19 protein-coding genes are annotated in these 22,649 nt (G+C 58.8%); 13 read left to right on the forward strand and 6 right to left on the reverse strand.

Annotated elements, in window-relative coordinates:
* Positions 1-51 precede the first annotated feature (51 nt).
* The 9 genes from LOC68_RS07645 (at position 52) to LOC68_RS07685 (ending at position 8,401) form a co-directional block, all read left to right on the forward strand.
* Positions 52-657, forward strand: a complete 606-nt coding sequence (locus tag LOC68_RS07645; protein ID WP_230217376.1) for a hypothetical protein — start codon at positions 52-54, stop codon at positions 655-657.
* A gap of 3 nt (positions 658-660) precedes the next feature.
* Entirely contained in the window at positions 661-1,077 is a 417-nt protein-coding gene (locus LOC68_RS07650) for a hypothetical protein (protein WP_230217378.1), read from the forward strand.
* A 125-nt stretch (positions 1,078-1,202) separates the two neighbouring features.
* Complete coding sequence (locus tag LOC68_RS07655) at positions 1,203-1,598, forward strand: hypothetical protein (RefSeq protein WP_230217380.1); 396 nt, start codon at positions 1,203-1,205, stop codon at positions 1,596-1,598.
* A 210-nt stretch (positions 1,599-1,808) separates the two neighbouring features.
* Positions 1,809-2,447 (forward strand): hypothetical protein, encoded by a 639-nt coding sequence (locus LOC68_RS07660; RefSeq protein WP_230217382.1) that lies wholly within the window; start codon positions 1,809-1,811, stop codon positions 2,445-2,447.
* 154 nt (positions 2,448-2,601) lie between these two features.
* Positions 2,602-4,623 (forward strand): hypothetical protein, encoded by a 2,022-nt coding sequence (locus LOC68_RS07665; protein ID WP_230217384.1) that lies wholly within the window; start codon positions 2,602-2,604, stop codon positions 4,621-4,623.
* A 105-nt stretch (positions 4,624-4,728) separates the two neighbouring features.
* Entirely contained in the window at positions 4,729-5,697 is a 969-nt protein-coding gene (locus tag LOC68_RS07670) for a sugar phosphate isomerase/epimerase family protein (RefSeq protein ID WP_230217386.1), read from the forward strand.
* Positions 5,698-5,718: 21 nt separating this feature from the next.
* The gene (locus tag LOC68_RS07675; RefSeq protein ID WP_230217388.1) at positions 5,719-6,546 is read left to right on the forward strand and encodes a 3-keto-disaccharide hydrolase; all 828 of its coding nucleotides are present in this window, start codon (positions 5,719-5,721) and stop codon (positions 6,544-6,546) included.
* Between the two features lie 10 nt (positions 6,547-6,556).
* On the forward strand, positions 6,557-7,855 hold the full coding sequence (locus LOC68_RS07680) for a Gfo/Idh/MocA family protein (RefSeq protein ID WP_230217390.1): 1,299 nt from the start codon (positions 6,557-6,559) through the stop codon (positions 7,853-7,855).
* A gap of 45 nt (positions 7,856-7,900) precedes the next feature.
* The gene (locus LOC68_RS07685; protein WP_230217391.1) at positions 7,901-8,401 is read left to right on the forward strand and encodes a hypothetical protein; all 501 of its coding nucleotides are present in this window, start codon (positions 7,901-7,903) and stop codon (positions 8,399-8,401) included.
* Between the two features lie 374 nt (positions 8,402-8,775).
* Here the strand turns inward: LOC68_RS07685 and LOC68_RS07690 are convergent, their stop codons facing one another.
* The 4 genes from LOC68_RS07690 to LOC68_RS07705 form a co-directional block, all read right to left on the reverse strand.
* The gene (locus LOC68_RS07690) at positions 8,776-10,440 is read right to left on the reverse strand and encodes an FGGY-family carbohydrate kinase (protein WP_230217393.1); all 1,665 of its coding nucleotides are present in this window, start codon (positions 10,438-10,440) and stop codon (positions 8,776-8,778) included.
* Between the two features lie 4 nt (positions 10,441-10,444).
* Positions 10,445-12,079, reverse strand: coding sequence for an L-fucose/L-arabinose isomerase family protein (locus tag LOC68_RS07695; RefSeq protein WP_230217395.1), 1,635 nt, complete (start codon positions 12,077-12,079; stop codon positions 10,445-10,447).
* 5 nt (positions 12,080-12,084) lie between these two features.
* Entirely contained in the window at positions 12,085-12,996 is a 912-nt protein-coding gene (locus LOC68_RS07700; RefSeq protein ID WP_230217397.1) for a dihydrodipicolinate synthase family protein, read from the reverse strand.
* Between the two features lie 64 nt (positions 12,997-13,060).
* Complete coding sequence (locus tag LOC68_RS07705) at positions 13,061-14,620, reverse strand: sodium:solute symporter (protein WP_230217399.1); 1,560 nt, start codon at positions 14,618-14,620, stop codon at positions 13,061-13,063.
* Positions 14,621-15,168: 548 nt separating this feature from the next.
* Between LOC68_RS07705 and LOC68_RS07710 the strand changes: the two genes are divergently transcribed.
* The 4 genes from LOC68_RS07710 (at position 15,169) to LOC68_RS07725 (ending at position 19,765) form a co-directional block, all read left to right on the forward strand.
* Positions 15,169-15,948 (forward strand): GntR family transcriptional regulator, encoded by a 780-nt coding sequence (locus LOC68_RS07710; protein ID WP_230217401.1) that lies wholly within the window; start codon positions 15,169-15,171, stop codon positions 15,946-15,948.
* Between the two features lie 267 nt (positions 15,949-16,215).
* Positions 16,216-18,150, forward strand: coding sequence for an FG-GAP repeat domain-containing protein (locus tag LOC68_RS07715; RefSeq protein WP_230217403.1), 1,935 nt, complete (start codon positions 16,216-16,218; stop codon positions 18,148-18,150).
* Positions 18,151-18,165: 15 nt separating this feature from the next.
* Positions 18,166-19,533, forward strand: coding sequence for a sulfatase (locus LOC68_RS07720; protein ID WP_230217405.1), 1,368 nt, complete (start codon positions 18,166-18,168; stop codon positions 19,531-19,533).
* 46 nt (positions 19,534-19,579) lie between these two features.
* Entirely contained in the window at positions 19,580-19,765 is a 186-nt protein-coding gene (locus LOC68_RS07725; RefSeq protein ID WP_230217407.1) for an H-X9-DG-CTERM domain-containing protein, read from the forward strand.
* An 86-nt stretch (positions 19,766-19,851) separates the two neighbouring features.
* On the opposite strand, the gene LOC68_RS07730 is transcribed toward LOC68_RS07725, so the two are convergent.
* Both LOC68_RS07730 and LOC68_RS07735 read right to left on the reverse strand, forming a co-directional pair.
* Positions 19,852-21,411: an arylsulfatase gene (locus tag LOC68_RS07730; RefSeq protein WP_230217409.1), complete on the reverse strand. Its 1,560-nt coding sequence runs from the start codon at positions 21,409-21,411 to the stop codon at positions 19,852-19,854.
* A 253-nt stretch (positions 21,412-21,664) separates the two neighbouring features.
* Entirely contained in the window at positions 21,665-22,597 is a 933-nt protein-coding gene (locus LOC68_RS07735) for a LysR family transcriptional regulator (protein WP_230217411.1), read from the reverse strand.
* Positions 22,598-22,649: the final 52 nt, after the last annotated feature.

Below are 22,649 nucleotides of genomic sequence, written 5' to 3' on the forward strand. Positions count from 1 at the left end.
CGAAGCCAAAAGCGCTATTCGAATTCAAGATGAAACATTCGGAAGTAAGGAATGAGACGAACCCTGAAAGAATCAATAGAACGACTTGGCGGATATGTAGAAATTGGTAATTGTGGATCAATTCTTGGGATAGGTCTTCGTGGTAAAGAGATCGACGAGGAAGCGTTGGCGTTACTCAGGGACGCCGATGCAAGAGAAGTTCAGTATTTGTCTCTCGCTGAATCCGGAGTAACAGACGCCTCGTTAGATATTCTGGGATTCCTTCCCAAACTTGAGAATTTGGATCTTTTTAATACCGGAATCACCGGGACCGGATTTGATCGCGACAAGACGGCAAGCTTGAAAAAGCTGAATCTGGTGGCTTGCAGAGAGATTTCAGTCGCCGGAGTTTCGCGTCTTGCGACGATTAAGAGCATCGAGAGGCTGAAGCTCAGCGATTCAAGCATTGACGACGACGGGCTGGGTGTCGTCGCAACGCTTCCCAATCTTAAGATGCTTTGGCTCGATGATACGAACATAACCGATGCCGGGTTAGCTGCGCTTTCGAGTGCTAATGAGCTCGCGTTTCTTAGCGTTGATGGCACAAATGTGACTTCTGAAGGATTCAATAGGCTATATCAAACGCTTCCGAGTTTGAGGCGGTCGTTAATTATGTAGGTCATGGGCGAAGAATGTTGGACAGAGGCTACGGCAATCGCCAGGCGCCACCGCGGTGTTCCTCTCTACTCAAAACAAAAGCGTCGCAGCATGGGAATAACAGTCTTTGTCGACGGTAAAGATGGAGGGGAAAGGGATTACTTTCCCGTGATTGGCTCCTCTGGCCTGGAACGTTATTGGATGCCGATCATTAAACGCAGGGAGTTGATCTACCTCGAACACCTTGTCTCCGCTGGCCTGCTCGTCACTCCAGAAAACTGTAGCGAGATCCTGGCGGAATTCCACGTGTTGTTCGAGGAATTAAAGAAAGTGGATCCAGACTTGAGCGACAATTACAATCCGGCGTCACGCTGCAAACGCGTTCTCGATCTGATCGCAGATTATTGTGCAAACGCAGGCATTGAGATTTACATTGGTTAACGAGCCGCTCAGGCGGCAGGGTCATTTCCTTAAACGCATGGCGCCCGCGCTCTCAAGTAATAGGGATAGGAAACCTTGCACGAAGGTCCGCAGATTTCGGCAAAGAGACCTCAATTGGAGCAGCCATGTACTGGATCGTCTTAAAGCGAGCGATTCTCGATCTCTTTGAGAGCGAAAGCGGAAGCAAAGAGGAGTTTGCAGGTTACCTCCACTGGGAGGTAACAAAGCTTGACGAACTCATGGATCGTGACGAAGCGCCAAATTACGATGTGGGACGCGAGTTGGAGCGTTTGCTGAGAAACTCAATATCTTTTCGCGTGAGTCGTCTAGGGCGGGATGGATTACGCCCCGGCTGTTACAGGGTGTATCCTCAGCCGGGACTTACGGGACCAGTTGTCTCGATGCGGGTGTCCGAGAACGGTGAAATTGAGTTCCGTCCTAACATCGACATAGGAATTGATTCTTTTGAGGGATACATGGTGCAACGAAATCTGGAAGCCGAGTTGGCTTCAATAGGATAGGCGGCCAGCGGCGTCCAAGAGGAGAATGTCCGCCGTCCAGTCGCAAACGACGTCGATGAACTCCTTTTTCTTCGGCGTTACGTAAAACAGGGGCATCCCGGGATCGAATCGCGCAAGATTTTGGCCCGGTCGTCGAATAGCCTTGATTCAGGGGAAACTTCAGTTCGTTTCGAGCCAGCAGTCGGAATGGCGGCCAGGGGAAATTTGCGGATGTGGTGGACGATCGGAAAGCGGGTTCTGGGGGTGCTGGGCATCCTCTGGATGACGGCGGTTGGCGGTATCCTGGGCGCCAACTTGCTGGGGATTATCGGCACGCAGTTCTTTGCGACCGAGAACAAGGATCTGTATGTGATGCCGTGGTCGCACGCTGGGTGGTACCTCGGAACGATTCTGTTCTTTTTGGGGGCGGTCACCGGAAGACTGCGATTCATCAATGGGACAAGTTTAGGGAGCAGTTCCGGCGGGACTGCGGACGAATCGACGGCCCAAGAGGAGAAAGCCGTCGCTGCTCTGAAAGCCGAACAGGTCAAGGAGACGAGCGGCGTGCTCGGGTCCGCCTTTGCAGGCGGACTGGCCGGAGGAGTCCTCGGGCTTCTCCTGGGGGCGAATCTCCTCACCTTCTGGTTCTCACTGGCCTACAGTCCCTTCGCTCCGCAGCAGGTCGTGTCGTCGGTCGAAGTCGTTCACGAGTCGCAGCCTGCTGGTTCGGTTTTCAAACGCCCCATTATGCGAAGCAGCCATCCAATCGCGCTCTATCTCTGCCTTACCCCGGTCGCGTTGGGCGTTGTCGGTGGAGCTACGGCAGCGGGAGTGATCGCCTTGAAGTATCAAGGCGAGACGGCGTCTTAGTGTCGTAGTCGTAGGCTGACTCATGACCCAGCACGGAAAAGGCTGGAAGTTTCATTCTGGCGCGATCTAATGCTGGCTGCGAATTGCGGCAGCTGGGTCTCGACCCAGCCTACGATCCATGACCGTTCCTGATCGGGAAAGAGGAAGATTATCCATGGTAAATCATGCCAGTTGGCCTGCGCTTCTCGCGCTGTTAGGCGTCTTCTTTTTTGCCGCCGGCGCTTTCGCGGAAGTGGGCGATCCAACGTTACGAACCGATCATCCCGTCTATCCAGGCGAAGGGGCGTTTCAGACGATTGATGATTGCGTGGCGTTTGCGACGCGCGATGCGAAGACGTCGCAGGAAAAAGCGATCGCGATGTACCTGTGGATCTTGCAGCATCAATATCATGAGGCGTCGCCGCAGGAATGGCTGGCCGGCAGTCAAACGCCGGACGCGGCCAAGCCGAACGAAGCGCTGATTCCGTACGATGCGAACGCTGCACGCTTCTCGTATGGATATGGGCTGTGCGGGACGGTGCATGCCTGGAATGAGCCTTATTGGCGAGCGCTCGGGTTTGAGCCGCGGCGCCGGGCGTTTCCGGGGCACACCAATAGCGAAATCCGTTATGACGGCGGTTGGCATGCGTTTGATACCGACATGGCGGGGCTCCTCTTTCGCGCGGATGGGGTCGTCGCCGGGTATGACGACGTCGCTCGCGATCCAGGCCTGGTCAAACATTCTCGGCCGCCGGTTCCTTGTTACCCGTTCGCGTGGCCGGCCGATTTCGAGGCGATGCAAAACGGTTGGCGGCAGATCGCCAAGCAGGGCGCCGGCAAGTTCTACCGGATGTATTCGACCGGCTATGCCGCTCAGCCGGGCATCGTTCGTTTGCGGAGCGGCGAAACGTTCACGCGGCGGTTCGATCGAGACGCCTACGGCGGCGTCGAAAAGCGACGGTTCTGGCATGCGAAGGCGAGCGAAGGGGGCCCGTTCCGCAACTGGACCTATGTGAACTCGGTTCAAGCGACGCATGCCGAGAAACTGAATCGAGCCGATGCGCTTGGTAACGCGAGCTACTGCAATGCGGAGTTCGTCTATACGCCGGACTTGAATGGGGATAAGTGGCGGGAAGGAGTCGTGGAACTGTCGGACGATCTGGCGGTCGGCGGATCGCCCAAGCTGTGCGGCAACCAGGGGCGTCCGGCGTTCGTCACGTTTGAGCATTTTTCCCCTTACGTCATCGCCGGCGATCCGGTCGACGATGCGAATCCGATGGCCGGCAAAGCGACCGATGGCTTGATCGTCCAGGGGGAAGCGGTCGGCGTGGTCCAGGTCAGCGTCTCGGCCGATGGAGGGCAAAGTTGGCGAGATGTCGGCGCCGTAGAAGGAGCGTTTCGGCTTGATCTCACGGAGTATGTGAAGGGGCGGTACCAGTGGCAGGTGCGGTTTGCGATGCAAGGGTCGGCCGGGCTCAACGCGATCTCGTTTGCGACGACCTGCCAAATGAGTCAGTCGATCTACCCGCGTCTGGCGAGCGACGGTTCCCACGTCGTCTATCGAAACGCCAACCGCGGCGTCGTGGCGCTCAAGCCGAACTTCGCCCTCAGCGAACAAGAGTTGGCAGAGGTCGAAGTCGCCGAGATGCGTTCCCCCAATTTGAAATACGTAGGACGGACGCGGGCCGAAGAGAAGGCGTTTGTGACGACCAACAACAAGCCGGCCCATGTCGTGTTCCGGCTGCAGAGCCCGCGGAAGTTGCTGGAGATCAACGCCGCCGCCAAGTTCGCGCTGCGCGTCCCGGCGCCGGAGTCGGCCGACTTTCGCCTGGAGGTTTCGACCGATGAAGGGAAGACGTGGCGCCCCATGAGCAAGGCCGATCTTCCGCCCGACAATGAGTATTCCAGCGGGTGGATGTCCGGTGCGGCCGACGTCGCGGCAGCGAACGTCACGTCGGCGCTCGTTCGCGTGCAGCTATACCTGGGAGGTCACACGACGGGGCTCTTCCAATTGGAGGCGTATGGAACGTACGAGACGCCGGACGCACAAAAGGTGGAAGTTATCTACGGTTGGAAAGAAGGGGACGCGGCCAAGACGTTTCGGCAGGAGATCCCAGCCGGCGCCGAGTCGTTCGAGTTCACCGTTCCTACCGGGAAGCAGGTCGTCGATGACTTCGTGACGATCGCCGTCGAGTGACGCAAAAACCACTGGCTGACTGGCAATAAGTTTATTCGCGCTAGAAAGCCAGTTACGATGGAAGCCGCTTAGTTCGTGTCTCTCTGTCTTGAACTCGCAACGAACATGACGCCACTCGAAACGAACGACGATCTGCGCCGACGCGACTTCTTGCGTTTGCTGACTGGCGCCGCGGCGGCGGCCGGAACGCTGCAAGTCGGCTTGGAAACCGCGCGATCAGATTCGGACTTGGGGGAGCCGACCAAGTTTCAGATCGCTTGTATGACGCTTCCCTATTCCCGTTTTCCACTGCGACGCGCGCTGACCGGCATCCAGGGAGCGGGTTTTGAGTTCGTCGCGTGGGGCGTGTCGCATCAGGAAGGGGAGGGAAAGGAGCGCACGCCGGTGTTGCGCGAAGACGCTCCCCTGGCCGACGCCAAGAGCTTGGCGCGTCAGTGTCGCGACATGGGGCTCTCGCCGGTGATGATGTTTTCGACGGTCTATCCGGAGCGAGAGAACGGGCTGGAGCTCTTGACGCATCGGATTCGCCAGGCGTCGGCGGCGGAGATCCCTCAAGTCTTGACGTTTGGTCATACCGAGGGAGGCGGTCGCGACCTCTGGATCGAGCGGCTGAAGAAGCTGGGCCCGATCGCGAGCGACCATGGAGTGATGCTGGTCATTAAACAGCATGGCGGCGATACCGGAACCGGTCAGGCCTGTGCCGAGATCGTGCGTGAAGTCGATGAGCCGAACATTCGCGTGAACTATGACGCCGGCAACGTGATGGACTATTTGAACGTCGATCCGATTCCGGATATCGGCAAGTGTGCCGACGTCGTGCATAGCTTCTGCATCAAGGACCATCGCAATTGGCCTGTCGACCAGGACTGCGGGCCAGGGCTGGGGGAAATCGATCACTATCGTTTGTTGCATCCCGTCGCGCGAACGGGACGTCTGATGCCGCTCTGTTGCGAAAACATCTTCGCTCCCCTGATGCCGCAACCGCAACGTCCGGAAGAGCTGGATAAGCTGGCCGAGCGGGCTCGCATCTTCCTAGAGACCGTCGTGGCGGGCCTCAAGCAGGTAAACTCCTAACGAACGAAGGCCGCAGTTCCGATGACCTGGTGTCCACTTGCCATCCTGATCGCCTTGGCCGTTTTTCCAGCGGTCCTAACAGCGGCCGAACCGATGGAGCCGCGCGACAAGGTCATCCATCCTTTCAATGGCGTCGATTTGGAAGGGTTTGTCCCTTATCTTCGGCCTGTCGATCGAGCTGCGGCGCGAGACGCCTACTCGGTGAAAGATGGCGCCATCCGCATCTCAGGCGAAGGAATGGGGTACCTGGCGACCGCTGACGCCTACAAGAATTACCACTTGAAGATCGAATACAAATGGGGAGAGCGAACGGACGGCAGCAAGTATGTTCGCAATTCCGGAATTCTACTGCACGCCAATGGACCTGACGGCAACGCGAAGGGAATCTGGATGGCCTCGATCGAAGTGCAACTCGCCCAGGGGTGCGAAGGGGATTTTATCCTGATCCGCGGCGACGACGAAGCAGGCAAACCGATTCCGGTCGCGCTGTTCAGTAGCGTGACGAAAGGGAAAGACGGCCGGCCGCGCTGGGATCCTAGCGGCGAGCGAACAGCGTATACGAATCGGCAGTTCTGGTGGTCGGATCATCAGGTTGGGTTTGAAGAGCTGAAAGATACGCGGGGAGAAAAGGATGTCGCGAGCCCGCTTGGCGAATGGACGCTCGTCGAGTGCATCTGCCGGGACGATACGATCACCGTGAAAATCAATGGACGCATCGTGAACAAATGCGACTGCGTGACGCCCTCGGCAGGGAAGATCTTGCTGGAAAACGAGTCGAACGAAATCTACTTCCGAAACTTTGAAATCTGTCCCTTGCCGGAAGCGGCCGCGGCGGAAAACGGGGATTAAGGGAATCGTCATGCAGGAATACCCAACGAGTCGGCCTTCTACGGAAAATGGCCGACGACAATTCTTGAAGACCGCCGGTCTGGCGGCGACCGGCGCGGCGCTGCTATCGTCCGTCAGTCCGGTGCATGCGGCCGGCGACGATCGGCTGAAGGTCGGCTTGGTCGGTTGCGGCGGCCGCGGAACTGGCGCGGCGCTGCAAGCGTTGACGGCGGACCAAAACGTCCAGCTGACGGCGATGGCCGACATGTTTCAGCCGCGGCTGGATGATTCGCTCCGTTCCCTTTCGGTGCGGACCGAAGTAGCGAGCAAGATCGACGTTCCCAAAGAACGGCAATTCATTGGGTTCGACGCCTACAAAGAGTTGATCGCCAGCGATGTTGACGTCGTGCTGTTGGCGACCCCGCCCCATTTCCGGCCGATGCATTTGAAAGCGGCGATCGAAGCCGGCAAGCATGTCTTTGCCGAAAAGCCGGTGGCGGTCGACGCACCTGGCGTTCGTTCGGTGCTGGAGAGCTGCGAGCTGGCGAAACGGAAAGGTCTGTCGGTCGTTTCGGGGCTCTGCATCCGCTACGACCAAGGCTTTCAAGAAGGAATCGAGCGGATCCATGACGGCGCGATCGGCGAGGCGCACACGATTTTCGCCGACGACTATCGGGGACCGATTTGGGTGAAGACGCGCGAGGCGTCGTGGACCGACATGCATTGGCAGATGCACAACTGGTACTACTTCACGTGGCTCTCGGGAGACTTTAACGTCGAGCAGCATGTGCATTACCTGGACGTTTGCGCGTGGGTGCTGAACGACTATCCGGTGAAGGCGATCGGCATGGGAGGGCGACAAGTACGCACTGACGAAATGTATGGCAACATCTACGACCATCACAGCGTCGTCTACGAATATGCCAGCGGCGCGCGCGTCGTCAGCAATTGCCGGCAGCAAAAGGGATGCAAGAATCGGATGGGCGCCGTCGTGCAAGGCTCGCGGGGGACCGCTCAGCTCTCGGAAAAGGGGATTGCGATCGAAGGGGATTCGTCCTGGGCTTTCACGGAAAAGGCGAAAAGCATGTACCAGGTCGAGCATGACGAACTCTTCGCCAGCATTCGCGCAGGCAAGCCGCGAAACGACGGCAACTACATGGCCAACAGCACGATGATGGCGATCATGGGACGGATGGCGACTTATACTGGGCAAGAGGTCAGTTGGGACCAGGCGTTCGGTTCCAAACAAGATCTTTCTCCCGCCGCGTACGAATGGGGAGACGCGCCGGAGGTGATCATCGCTCAGCCGGGGATTACCAAGTTGATTTAACCTGGCGATCGTACGGCATTTGTTTTCCCGTTTTGAGAGTCGCGTTTGTCCGATCTATTGAACCCCGAAACGTCGCTGATCGGCCGGTCTATTCAGCGGCTCGTCGACAAATACGTCGCTCGACGACTGCGCCGCTTCCAGATTTGGGAATCGGACTGGGGACGAACGGCCGGCTGGATTCTGGAATACGACGGGGCGCCGATTGCCCTGTTGTCCGATCCAATCTGGGAAGACATGTTCTGGTATAGCTATGAGATGGAGTTCCGCCAGAACGACTACGTCACGGAAGCGGAATTTTATTCCGATGACTTTTGGAACGTGCGCGTGTTTGAAGGATATCGCTGGCGAAACTGCTACTTCGACGGCTACGACGGCAGTCCTTTCTCGGGCAAGCCGCCCACCGTCCCTGGCATGCGGATTTTCATGCGGGCGCTCTACTTAAGCAATTTGCCGCGGCGAACGCCGTTCGACAAATGGATCCTCTGGTGGCGAAAGAGGAACGGGCAAACGTGGACGCCGCCGGTTCCCGCGTTTCCAAGGGAATAGTTGTGACCGACGTCGTAATGCCATTTCTCCCGGCAGAGAGGCTGGTGCTCATTCAATGGACTGTGCCAGAGGGAACGCAAGTCCAAGAGGGTGATCTAATCGGTGACGTCGGGGTGTTCCCGGACGCTCGGACAGGTATTGAAGATGTCATTGTCATGTTGCCTTTCCCTGTGCGAATCCGGCCAAGTTGAGGTGTGGTACGTCTACTACTGCCACTTCCGCATCGGCCAACTCGACGAACGAACCAGGGGGGCCCACCCAAAAAAGGACGAGAAATCAAACTGACGTAGGTGTCACCCATGTGTCCGAACGGGGGTTGCCTATGTGTGCGGTCTGTACGCACCGCGGACCCTACTTCGATACCGTGAGTGGCGTTAGGAGATGTCGGGCTTCATCAGCTCACGATACGCCAACTGATCGTCGTGCATTCGCTGGAAGACTTCGTACTTCGCTTGGTGGTACGCCGCGGTTGGGCCGGAGGTTGGTTCCAAGACTCGGCTGACTCCGCTCATTGCGGCCATCGCGGAGAGGAGGTTTGAGTGATCGCCGGAGGCGACGGCGCCGAGCATGGCGCTGCCGAGGAGGACTGATTCGCTTTCTTGCGGCAGGACGATCCGGCACTGGGTGATGTCGGCATGTTCGCGGAGGAAGATCGGGTTTTTCACGCCGCCGCCGCACGCGAAGATCGTGTCGATGCGGTATCCCGCGCGATTCATCACTTCGATGATATGCCGCGTGCCGTAGGCGATCGCCTGAATCACGGCCAGGTAAAGCCGCGCCAAGTCGTCAAGCGACGCCGACATCGTGAGCCCAGAGATCATGCCGCGGAGCGTGGGATCCGCCCAAGGCGAGCGATTGCCGTGGAAGTAGGGAGAAACATGCAGTTCGCGAGTCAGGGAGGCCGGGACTTTGCGATCGGTCGAGAGGGCAGTGAGCCGCTCGTTCAAGATCTCATAGACCGACTTGCCGGTTTCCGTCGACAGCTGTCGCAGCTGAGCGGAGGCGCCATGGTTTTCGACGACGAAGTCAACGAGCGCGCCGGTCGCCGATTGGCCTCCTTCGGTCAGCCACATGCCGGGGACCATCGCCGAATAATACGGTCCCCAGATTCCTTGGATATAGCGCGGCTCCTGCGAGACCGCCATGTGACAGCTGGAAGTTCCGCCGATCAACGCGAGACGCCGATCGAGATTGACTTCTTCGTTCTCCAGACAGGCGCCGATCATGCCGATACCGCCAGCATGGGCGTCGATGATCGACACGCCGACGGCGGTTCCGGCCGGAACGCCAAGCTCTGCGGCGGCCGACGGCGTGACGCCGGGCGAAATTGATTCTCCCATCGCGCGAACGCGGCGGCCGATGCGGGCGAAGTTTTCGTCGGCTAAATCTTCGAGTCCGATCGCGCGGAAGTAGTAGGCGTCCCAGCGGCCAGGCTGATCGGCGCCATCGACCTCTTCATGGCCGAGGTAAGTCCACTTGCAGACGGTGCTGCAGAGAGAGCGAGTCTCGTCGCCGGTCGCGCGATAAGTGAGGTAGTCGGGAAGATCGAAAAACTTTTGGCCGCGGCGCCAACTCGCAGGCAAGTTTTCTTTCAGCCAAAGGAGCTTCGGCGTTTCCATCTCCGGCGAGATGACGTTGCCGACGTACTTCAGCACTTCGTGACCGCCGCCGTTGATCCGGGCGGCCTGATCGGTGGCGCGGTGATCCATCCAGACGATGACGTTTTGATCGTCGTCGCCGTCGGGGCTGACCGTGACCGGACGGCCTTCGGCATCAGTGACGACGAGCGAACAAGTTGCGTCAAATCCGATGCCGCGGATCTTTGCCGGATCGACGTTCGCGGCGGCGATCGCCTGACGCACGCATTGGCAAACCGACTGCCAAATGTTGGTGGAGGACTGCTGGACAAAGTTGGCCTGCGGGCGATAGGTGGCGATCGCCTGGGTGGCGGAACCTTTTAGCGTGCCGTGGCTGTCGAAGAGCCCTGCCCGGGCGCTGCCTGTTCCGACGTCGACGCCGATGTAGTAGCGGTCGTTCATCCCGTTACTTGGCTCCATTCCAGCGGACGCCCTCTTTGTTCGTGCCGCACAAGTTGACCTGCATGCCGAGGGCAGCAGCCATTGCGGCGCGAGCCCACATCGCACGGTCGGCGGACGCGGCATCGCTCGCGTAGGCGACCTGAATGTGGTTGGCCTTGTGCTTGGCCATCATCTGGTCGCGACTGACGCCGTAGGTAACGCCGTGCATGATCGGCCAGACCGGAGTGGTCGAGTCTAAACGGCGTTGCGTCTCGGCTTCTGGCAGCGTAATCGCTTCGCCGCGGCCGAGATCGATGTGGAGGGCGTTGTCGGCGACGTAGATCCGGGACCAGACGATTTCGCCGGGGCGAGAAACGCCGGCGAGCGTCGACCCTCCCTTCGGAAAATACATGGGCGGCTGACGATAGCCATGGCACTGGCTCCAGCCGCCGAGATGCTCGGCCGGCGCCGAGCCGGAGATCTCGAAGACCCAGACATATTGGTCGGTCGTGCCCGACTCGTCGGGACAGCCCCAGCGCAAATCGTGCAGCGTCGTTTCGACCGGTTCGCCCAGCTCGCGGTGGAGACGCTGAATCAGGATCGCGTCGAGGCCGGCGCATTCGTCGACTTCGTTGAAGTGAGGAATGCTGCGTTTGAAGAAGAGCTCACGCTGGCCGCGGCGATCATAAACCGGCGGCCGCGCGGTGCTGTTAAGGGTTCCTTCGACCAGGTCGCTGGCCGGGGTCATATCTTTGAGCCCCTGCTGGTACTGAATGCCGATCGTCTCGCAGCCAAAGTGATCAGCCATGCGGACGGCGGCGATATACATGCGGCATTGCTGCATCACTTGCAGTTCGGTCAGATCTTGCGCCTCGTCCGGGCCAAAATGAAACCGCATGCCGTTGTCTTCGTACCACGCGAAGACCTCATTCGCTTCAATGTCGGTTACCTCTTCCATTTCGGCGACGAGCGCCGACTGGCTGAGCCGTTCTTTAAAGACGCCGACCGGGTGAAGAAGATGGTCGGGAATGATCGCGTTGAACATCCCCATGCATCCTTCGTCAAAGACCCCCATGATCGCTTTTTCGCGAATCAGCTGGTGCGCCAGTTTCTTGCCGAGCGTCTCCTCTTTCTCCGGAATCCAACTGGGATCGAGCGGCGCGACGTGATCGAGCGGGTGATCGCACTTGCCGGTTTCGAGCCAGGTTTTCAAGCGACTGGTGAAGTAGTCGTCGGTGAAGTCGACGCTCCATAAGGTCGAGTAGTTGACCCCGGCCTTGGTGAGCGAGCCGTTCAGGTTGAGCATGCCGACCAGGCCGGGCCATTGGCCAGACCAGTTGGCGACGGTCAGGATCGGGCCACGATGACTGATCAGCCCGGCCAACACATGGTGCGAGTATTGCCAGACCGCCTCGGCGACGATCAGGGGCGCATCGGGATCGAGGGAGCGAAAGATCTCCATCCCTTGCTTTTGACTATCGATAAAGCCATGCCCATCGGCGCTAACCGGATGGGCGCGCTCGATGCGGCGGCCGAGTTTTTCGACGGCGGCGGCTAGTTTTTGTTCCAGCTCTTGTTGGGCGGGCCAACAAGTTTGGTTGGCCGAGAGACGAGAATCGCCGCTGGCGACGAGCAGAACCGACGGTTGCGCGTGGGGCATGCGTTTCAACCTTGAACGACGGGGATATCTAGTTCCTGCAGAATCTTGGCGATCTTTTCACGTTCCGGGGCATGGAACTTGTGAAACGGTTGCGCCATGCAATCATCGCAGATTTTCAGCAGCGATAAACAACACTTGGTCGCTTTGATGTATTTCGACGCATATTTGCCGACTTCGTAAATCCGCTGGAACTCGACAATGCGGCGATGAAGCTCGGCTTGCTTGACGCTGTCGCCGGCGACGATCGCCTCGTAACATTCGACGAAGAGCCGCGGTAAGACATTGGCGCCGCCGTTAACGCCCCCGTCTCCGCCGAGCTGCATCGCTTCGGGAAGCAGCGCTTCGGGACCGATCAAGACCGACCAATCGGGACGAAGCCGCTTCAGGCCGGTCGCTTTGCCGAAATAGTCGAGATCGCCGCTGCTATCTTTCAGCCCGACGATCCCTTCCAGGTCGCTCAGCTTTTCGAGCGTCTCGATCTCGAACCAAACTTTGGTGAGCGCCGGCATGTTGTAAAGCATCAGCGGAAGCGGCAACTCGGCGACGATGTTGCGGACGTAGGAAGAGAGTTCCGTTTGACCCGCCGGAAAGTAATAAGGAGTCGACAAGACGACTGCCGCGGCGCCGGCGTCGGCCGCATGTTGGGCCAGCGCGATCGACTCGATGAAGGCCGTATCGGTAACGCCGACCAAGACCGGGAAGCGACCCGCGGTCTGACGACAAACGGCGTCGATCACTTCGCGCCGCAAGCGATAGCTGAGACTCGGCGCTTCGCCGGTGCTGCCGAGAATGAAGAGTCCATGGACGCCTCCTTCGATCACATGCTCGAGCAATCGCTCGAGGCCTGCGTGGTCGAGCTGATCGTTCCCCAAAAGCGGCGTCACCAGGGGCGGAATGATTCCATGAAACTTCGACATTGCACGACTCACGCGGTTCGGTTGGAAAAAGGGGGAGGACGATATTGGCGATAGAAAGCGGCGATTAAACTTCTTCTTGCGGCTGCGGTTCACGCGGTTGGTCGAGGGCGGACTGCGGCTCCTTTTCGCTGGAGCGATCGAGCAATTGCGTCAGGGCGAATCCGACCAGCAGAATGGCGAGCGTGCCGAAGACGGTGGTCAGGAACGAATCGAACGGGCTCTTGGCGTCGGCCCACGCTGCGGGCCAGATCGGCATGTGCGAAAGGGTCATCCAGAGGATCACAAGCACGCCGGAAGTGACGCCCAGGATAGCCGAGAGGTTGCGTGTGCGCTGCGAGAGGAAACCGAGCAGAAATAGCCCCAGCATGCCGCCGCTGAAGATCCCGGCCAATTTCCACCATGCGTCGAGGATGCTTTTCACTTCCATCAGCGCCAACGCGGCGCTGGTTCCGATGACGCCCCAGAGGAGCGTACTGACGTAAAGGACGACCATCGATTCTTTCTCGGTGGCGTCGGGACGATAGAAACGCTTGTAAAAGTCGGCCAGCGTGAGCGTGGCTGCGCCATTTAAGCTGGTCGAAAGGGTGCTCATCGCCGCCGCGAAGATCGCTGCGACTAGCAGGCCGGAAACGCCGACCGGCAGTCCCGCGACGATGAAGAAGGGAAAAACGCCGTCGCCGTTTCCCTTGGCGATCTCCGCTTGAATCGTCGGAGGCAACAGCTCTGGTCGGGCGCCGTAGTAGGCGAATAGCGACGTACCGATCCAAAGGAAGAGAATTGAGATTGGTACGTAGACGAGCGCTCCGAGCCAGACCGAGCGACGAGCGTCGCCGTCCGACTTGGCGGCGATGTAGCGCTGGATATAGCTTTGGTCGATGCCGAAGTTTTGCAGGTTGATGAACAGACCATAGACCAGCACGACCCAGAAGGTCGGCTCGGTCAAAACCAATTGCATGCTGCCGAGACTGAACTTGTGATGTTCCGCCGCGATCGTCATCAACTGACCAGGACCTTCCGGCATGCTGAGGGGAATCAGGATGGCGCAAACAATCGCGCCAGTTGCCAGCACCACGCTTTGCAGCGCGTCGGTCCAGATCACCCCTTCGATCCCGCCGAGCAGCGTGTACAGAGTGGTTAGTCCGCCGGTGACCAGGATCAGCATCGGAATGTTCCAGCCGAGCAGTTGATGGAGCGGCAGCGCGAGCAAGTACATCACCGAGCCCATCCGCGCCACTTGCGTCAGCAAGTAGCAAACGGCGGCGTAAGTGCGGGCCCAAGTGCCGAACCGTTTTTCCAGGTGCTCATAGGCCGAGACGGCGTTCCCTTGGCGATAGTAGGGAACGAACCACCGCGTCGCCGCCCAGGCGGCGATTGGCAGGGAGATGCTGAACGCGATGGCGTTCCAGTTGCTCGAAAAGGCTTTGCCCGGCAGGGCGATAAAGCTGATGCTGCTGACGTAGGTGCCGAAGATCGAGAGCCCGACCACCCAGCCTGACATCGAGCGGCTCGCCGCCATGTAGCCGTCGGGATTGCTGCTCTTCGTATAGAACCAGGCGCCCAGACCGACGACGCAAACGAGATAGAGGACGAGTACGCCCACGTCGATCGGGGAAAAATGTGGCACGAAAATCTCCTCGCTTCGTATCGCTACCAGGTTGCCTGAGTGTATCCCACTGGTATCCCAGCAGTATGGACGGGGGAAATTCGAGATGCAACCCCTTGGGCGGATTGTTGGCCGTCGCGGCCAGCTTGAACCAGGAAGCGGCGACAAGTCTCACGAGCCTGGTGATAGAACGCAGAGCGGCATCGGCGCCGCAGACGTAAACGATCCTACCGCCGAGAGTTCGTCGAAGAAGCGGACGCAATTCGGCGATATTTTCTCACGGCCGGCGTCGAACTGCATTGGAAGTAATAGGTTGCGGCATCCTGGCAATTCCGCAGACGATCGAGTAATGTGAAACGAGGGACCCGGTAGTAAACGTCGTCCCGAAACGTGTTGATTGGCCGGAGGGGACTCGATCGAAGTTCGCTTGTCGGTCGGCGTTATCAGGGGCGGGTTGCTGCTGATCGAGCGGCAGTCGTACGCTAAGATACATTAAGTCCAACTGCTCATCGATTTGGGATTCACGCACAATCGTTCTGCTTTCGCGCCTGGCGCGTTAAAAGTAAGTCATGGAAAAGATTCCCCGGCGACGTCAGGCCTATCTCTACATCCAGCAGCGGATTCTCTCGGGAGAATTGCCGGCCGGAAGTCAGATCTCGGAACTGGCGTTGGCGAAAGAAATCGGCATGAGCCGCATGCCGGTTCGTGAGGCGATTCGGCAGCTTGAAGTGGAAGGGCTGGTGCGGCAAGTTCCTCGCGTCGGCACGATCGTCCATTCCCTCGATCGGGCCGAAATGGCCGAGCTTTACGAGGTTCGCGAGGCCTTGGAGAGCCACACGGCCGAGACGGTCGCCGGGCGTTTATCGGACGAAGATCTGCAAATGCTCTCGCTCCTTTGCAAGCGACTTTTGCAGGTGGCGCGCGAGCTGCGCAGCAGCGGAAAGAAGACCTTCAGCCCGAAGTTGCTGCAAAGCTTTTTGGCGGCCGACATGGGTTTTCACATGGTGATCCTGCGGGCCGGCGGCAATCGACGCATGATGAAGATCGTCGCCGATCTCCGCGTCTTGTCGCGCATTTTTGCGACGCAGCGTGAACCGCACGACTTGAAGATCGTCGTCAACGTTTATCGCTTTCACCGCCGCATTCTGCGGCAACTGAAGAGCGGCGATGGAGAGCGGGCTCGCTATTGGATGCAGCAACATATTCGGGCGAGTCGTCACTTGGCGCTCGAATCGTTTGATCGCCGGCAAGCGCTGGGCGACGCGAAAAACGCGATGCCGCTCGCGCTGCCGGAAGACTTGCTGGAAGAGCTGAATCAAATCGAAGCGGGCGAAGCGAACAACGCGTGACGCTGCGGTCTCGCATCGCAATGGATGTCCGCGCTTGCGCCGTTTCGAACGTGATCTAGTCGATTGAGCGATCGCATTCGCGTTCGCATTTTCATCCTGTCGGTCCCGGTTAGAAAAAATACTTGCGTTCTGATTTTCGATGGCCTATTCTGGGATCCCAGTGGGATTCAGCAGCTCGCCGGCGTTGTTTTCTTGCCAACGGTCGGCGAAGGACGGATACTCCCATCGCCCCCCCCGCCGATTGTTCTGCCGGAGTTTTGACCGACGATGAAGTTCACGCCCCCCTGTCTGCTTTCTCTGCTGTTTGTGTTGTTCTGCTCGATTTCTGCGCTGGCGCAGGAGACGCTTGAGCCGGTTCTCTACGGCGATTCGGCGCTGAAGGTCGATTTGGGAGTTGGCCTCTGGGCGTGGCCGATGCCGATGGACTGGGATGGGGACGGCGACTTGGATCTGGTCGTGTCGTGTCCTGATGTGCCGTTCAACGGTTCGTATCTCTTCGAGAATCCTGGCGGCGATGCGAAACTGCCGGTCTTTCTGCCACCGGTCAAAGTGGGACCAGGGATGCACTCCCTGCAAGTCTCCTATGTCGATGGGAAGCCGCGGGTCCTTTCGCCGGGGACCGAGTATCGCGACTTCTTGAAGAAGCGCTTCGCCGACAAGACGAGCATCTACCCGAAGTCGAACATCTACAAAAACAAAGTCCGGGCCAATCAGTGGCGCTACGTCGACTATGACGCGGATGGCGCGTTGGATCTGGTCGTAGGGGTCGGCGACTGGGCCGACTACGGCTGGGACGATGCGTTCAATGCCGAAGGAAAATGGACGCGGGGACCGCTGCACGGTTACGTCTTTTGGCTGCGGAACAGCGGCACGAATGAGAAGCCCGACTATCAAGAGCCGGTTCAGCTGGAAGCGGCCGGCGGACCGGTCGACGTCTTTGGGATGCCGACGCCGAATCTGGCCGACTTTGACGGAGACGGCGATCTCGATCTGCTCTGCGGCGAGTTTCTGGACGGCTTCACCTACTTTGAAAATGCCGGAACGCGGAAAGAGCCTCACTTCGCCGCTGGTCGCAAGCTGACGCACAATGGTCAGCCGCTGAAGATGGACTTGCAGATGATCACGCCGACCGCGATCGATTGGGACGCCGATGGGGACGTCGACTTGATCGTCGGCGACGAAGATGGTCGTGTGGCGCTGGTCGAACATACCGGCAAGATCGAAAACGGCACGCCGCAGTTCTTGCCGCCGGTTTACTTTCAACAGCAAGCCGAACGCCTGAAGTTTGGCGCCTTGGTGACGCCGTACAGCGTCGATTGGGATGGCGATGGAGACCAAGATGTCATCGCCGGCAATTCGGCCGGCTACATCGCCCTGATCGAGAACACCGATGGCGGAAACCCGCCGAAGTGGGCGCCGCCGCAACTTCTGGAAGTCGACGGCAAGCCGATTCGCGTGCAGGCCGGTCCGAATGGTTCGATCCAAGGTCCCGCCGAAGCGAAGTGGGGCTATACCACCTTGAGCGTCGCCGACTGGGATCATGACGGCCGCTTGGATCTGATCGTCAATTCGATCTGGGGACGAGTCGAGTGGTACAAGAACCTGGGAGGATCGCCGGCGAAGCTGGCCGCCGCTCAGCCGCTGGAAGTCGAGTGGCAAGGGGCGTCGCCGAAGCCGGCCTGGAATTGGTGGAATCCGAAAGGAAAGGAATTGGTCACGCAGTGGCGGACCACGCCGTATGTGATCGACCTGAATCAAGATGGCTTGAACGATCTGGTTTCCCTCGACCACGAAGGTTACCTGGCGTTCTTCGAGCGGAAGAAGAATGGCGAATCGCTCACGCTGTTGCCAGGCAAGCGGATCTTCACCAATCCGAATGGAGACCCGCTCCGTTTGAATGAACGAACCGCCGGCGGTAGTGGGCGTCGTAAACTTTGCTTCGCCGACTGGGATGGAGATGGACGTTTGGATCTGCTGATCAACAGCGCCAACGTCGACTTCTACCGAAACGTTTCGACCGACAAGCTTCTGTGGGCCTTTGAGAATCGAGGGCAGGTGAGTAAGCATCGCCTGGCGGGACATACCACCAGCCCGACGATCGTTGACTGGGATCAAGACGGACGTGCGGATCTGTTGATCGGCGCGGAAGATGGCCACTTCTATTATCTGAAGAACGACGTGGCGCCGGTCGCGGTGAAATAGAGAGCGAGCCGATCGATGTTTCCTCGCCAGCAAATTGCATCTCTGGCTTTGAGCTTGTTCGTCGGCGTCCTCTCCGTTTGCGCGGACGAGGCGCCGGCCCGGCCGAACATCGTCTTCATTTTGATTGACGATATGGGTTGTAAAGACGCGGGCTGTTACGGCGCGACGAATTTTGCGACTCCGCACGTCGATCGACTGGCCAGTCAGGGAATGCGATTTACCAGCGCCTATGCGGCGCCGGTTTGCTCACCGACGCGGGCCAGCTTGATGACCGGCAAGCATCCGGCCCGGGTTCATATCACGAATTTTATTCCGCAGATCGGGCGGCAATTGCCGACGGGGAAGCTGATTCCGCCGAACTTCGACCACGCGCTATCGCTTCACGAAAAGACGCTGGCCGAATCGCTGCACGCCGGCGGCTACCAGAATGCGATGATCGGCAAATGGCATCTGGGGGAAGAGCAGGGCCCAGAGTATCGGCCGCAGAATCGCGGTTTCGATCACGTCGTGCTGAGCCAACACCACGGGATTTTTAACTACTTCTATCCGTTCGTCGATCAAGAGAAATGGCCGTATGCCGGTCCGCTGCCAGGAAAGGCCGGCGACTACTTGCCAGATCGACTGACGGACGAGGCGATCGAGTTCGTCCGCGAGAATCGTGAGAATCCGTTCTTCCTTTACCTTTCGCACTGGTCGGTTCATGGACCGTACTTTGCACCTGAGAAGCTGGTCGCCAAGTATCGCGAGCGCGGGCTCGAAGAGCGGCCGGCGATTTATGCGGCGATGATGGAGACGGTCGACAATTCGGTCGGGCGACTGATGGCGACGCTCGACGAATTGAAACTGACCGACAAGACGCTCTTTATTTTCATGTCGGACAACGGCGGCGAGCGGATTACGTCGATGGCGCCGCTCCGCGGATCAAAAGGCTCTTTGTATGAAGGGGGCGTCCGCGTTCCGCTCGTCGTTCGTTATCCCGGCGTCGTACCGCAAGGCTCGACTTGCGACGTGCCGGTAATCAGTCACGATCTCTTTCCGACGCTATTGGACGTCGCCGGCGTGACCTACGACGCGGATCAGCTGGACGGGGTGAGCATCGCCGGCTTGTTGACTGGGAAACAAACCTCACTGGATCGGGAGGCGCTCTATTGGCACTTTCCGCATTACTGGGGATCGACGCGTCCCTGCGGCGCGATTCGTAAAGACGATTGGAAGCTGGTCGAGCATTTTGAAACGGGCCGCTGTGAGCTCTATGACCTGAAGTCCGATCCCGGCGAACAGCACGACCTGGCGGATGACATGCCGCAGCAAACATCCGAGCTGCGCGACTCGTTGGCCCAATGGCGCAAGCGTGTGAATGCGCAAATGCCGACACGGCCATAGGCGGAGCGTCTTGCGTTGGGAGAATCGCGATCGGCGTGTCGCGAAATTGACATCCGTATCCGCGCTGTGGCGGGCGCTATCGCTGAACGTCACTTCGCACAGTCGTCACCCCGGCGGCGTGCAGTCGCTGTTTTGCGACGGCCACGTGCAGTTCGTCCGCGATACGATTCAGCTGGAAGTGTGGCAGGGATTTAGGAGCCGTTCTGGCGGCGAAGCGCTGGGAGCGTTCTAGAGAGGCTTAGGTTGCGTAGCAATTAAAAAGGGCGTCCGACTTGCGGAACGCCCTTTTCGTTTTCAACGCGATTCGCGCGAAGCAAACTACTGCGGTTTGATCGACTCAAGGTCTTTCAGTCGTTTCAGCGCATCATCCTTCTGGAGCAAGCCGTAATTGATGCCCGCGGCATTCAGCGACGAGCCGGTTTGATACGGGAAATCGTTGAAGTCGGCGAAGAAGTTCTTGATCTGCTGCTGAATTGGGACCAACAGCCACATCTGCCGGGCGTACCAATCCAAGTACTGCCCCCCTTCGTCCATGGCTCGCTCGTACGGATCCATACGCAGGTTGGTGATCATCGCCCAAGAGGTCACCTTGCGGGTACCTTCAGCAATATTCCCTTCATTCTGCGCGAAGCTCACTTTCCAGTCGTTCCAGCGGACGGCGTTGAGATTGCCTCCCTGGTCGAAGTAGTAGATCTGCTCGCGCGGCCCCTTCTTTTCGTCCCCTTTGAGGTAGGGAACGAAATCGTAACCGTCCAGCTTGACCTTGAAATCTTTTTTGTTCAGGTTCGATCCTTTCGCCAACTGCCCCTTGATGTCATCGGCGCCGGCAGCGGTGCAAAGGGTGGGGAACCAGTCGAGGTTCGAGATGATCTCGTTAGAGATAGACCCTTCTTTGACGACGCCGGGCCAGCGGATCATCATCGGGACGCGAAAGCCCCCTTCCCAGGTCGTACCTTTTTCGCTGCGGAAGTTGGTCATGGCGCCATCCGGCCAGAGCGCCATTTCGGCGCCGTTGTCGGTGCTGTAAACCACGATCGTGTTGTCGGCGATCTTCAGTTGGTCGAGCAAGTCGAGAAGCTGGCCGACGTGGCCGTCATGTTCGACCATTCCGTCCGCATGGATCCCCATGCCGGTAACGCCGAGCGATTCTTTCTTCAGGTGCGTGAAGACGTGCATGCGGGTCGAATTGAACCAGCAGAAGAACGGCTTGTCCGCTTTCGCTTCGCGCTCGATGAAGTCTTTGGCGGCGGCCAAAAATTCTTCGTCGATCGTTTCCATTCGCTTGGTCGTGAGCGGGCCGGTATCTTCGATCTTGCCGTCGGCCGACGACTTGATGACGCCGCGAGGGCCATACTTTTTGCGGAACTCCGGATCTTTCGGATAGAAGTATCCTTCCGGCTCTTCTTCGGCGTTGAGGTGATAGAGGTTGCCGAAGAACTCATCGAAGCCGTGGTTGGTCGGCAGGTGTTGGTCTTGATCGCCGAGGTGGTTCTTGCCGAACTGCCCCGTCGCGTAGCCTTGCGTCTTCAAGGCATCGGCCAGGGTCGGCATCCACTCGGTGATTCCATGCGGGTCGCCAGGCATGCCGATCGTCAACAGACCGGCGCGGAACGGTTCCATCCCGGTAATAAAGCTAGTGCGCCCCGCGGTGCAGCTCTGCTGACCGTAGGCGTCGGTAAAGATCATCCCTTCGCGGGCGATGCGGTCAATGTTGGGCGTCTTGTAGCCCATCATTCCCATCGAATAGGCGCTGATCTGGGGAATGCCGATGTCGTCACCCCAGATCACCAAAATGTTTGGCTTCTTGGCGTCTGCCGCCCAGGCGGATGAGGCGAATATCGCGCACGCGAATAGCGCAGTGACAAACAGTCTTTTCATGTGGAGAACCTTCGAAAGTGTACGGCGAAGAAAAGAAGAGCTACCGGGCTGGCCAGCAGTGTAATATGCCACAGAAATGGGGGAGGAGAAGACGGTTCTCTGGTTCCGGCTGCAAAATCGTTCTATTTTAACGGACTTCTCTAGCTTTTCCCCTGTCAAGCAGACGTTTTCGGGGGTTTGCCGAAGTCTCGGTTGCGGGGCAATACGGCTAAGCCCGAACGAGTGCCGTAGATTCGTCAGGCCAAGGCCTGGCCTACCGGGCCAAGCGTTCTTTCGCCAAATCCATGAACGTCCGCAAGACCGGATCTTCGGTGATCCGGCGATTGCGATAGCCGTTGATCACCGTCGGCGGGAGGCAATGTTTGAGCGAGCGTTCGACCAGTTCCGGATCTCCGACGGCGTCGGGAATGACGCGGCCGACCAGGCCGATGCCGTAGCCTTGTTTGACGCAACTGCGGATCGAGGAGGCGAGGATCAGATCGAAGCCGCGCTCTGGATTGTCGAAGACGCCGGCCTTGGTCAAGATCGCGCGTCCTTCGTCGTCGGCATAGGAGGCGCGGTGATTGAGGACCGGGTACTTGGCGAGATCTTTGGGCAGAATGCGGCGGCGTTCGGCCAACGGATGTCCGACCGGCATGATCACCATCGGCTCGATCTCGTACATCTTTTCGACCAGCAATTCTTCCGGGTTGCGGCAACATTTGCTGTCGCCGATCACCAGGTCGACTTCCCCGGCTTCAAGCATTTCGTTCCCGAGCGACTCGAACACTTCCCGCATCACCAGGCGGACGTCGGGATAGGAGGTGCGAAAGTCGTTGATCACGCCGAGCAGGTCGTCGGTGTAACTGCGCGGGGGAGCGGCGATCGAGAGGGTTCGCGGCGCCGTTTCGCAGGCATCCTGGAAACGATGCCGGAGAGTTTCAAATTCCGAGATGATCGGCATCGCCAGTTCCGCCAGAACGCGGCCGGCCGGGGTGATCTCGCTCCGGCGGCCGTCCGATTCGATCAACGTCTGCCCCAGGAGCTGCTCGAGGGCCCGGATCTGCTTCCAGACGGTGGGGTGGGAGACTTCCAGCGAGTCGGCGGCGGCCGACATGCTGCCGTGGCGGACCGTTTCGCAATAGCTGCGGAGCTGCGGGTAGGAGATGTCTTTGTAGAGCAGCGTTAGCGGCGTTTTCTGGGGCATCGATCGACTCCCGGGAGGTTATTGCATGGCGTGCAATCGGTCGTTGCAAATT

The organism is Blastopirellula sediminis (assembly GCF_020966755.1).
Lineage (GTDB): Bacteria > Planctomycetota > Planctomycetia > Pirellulales > Pirellulaceae > Blastopirellula > Blastopirellula sediminis.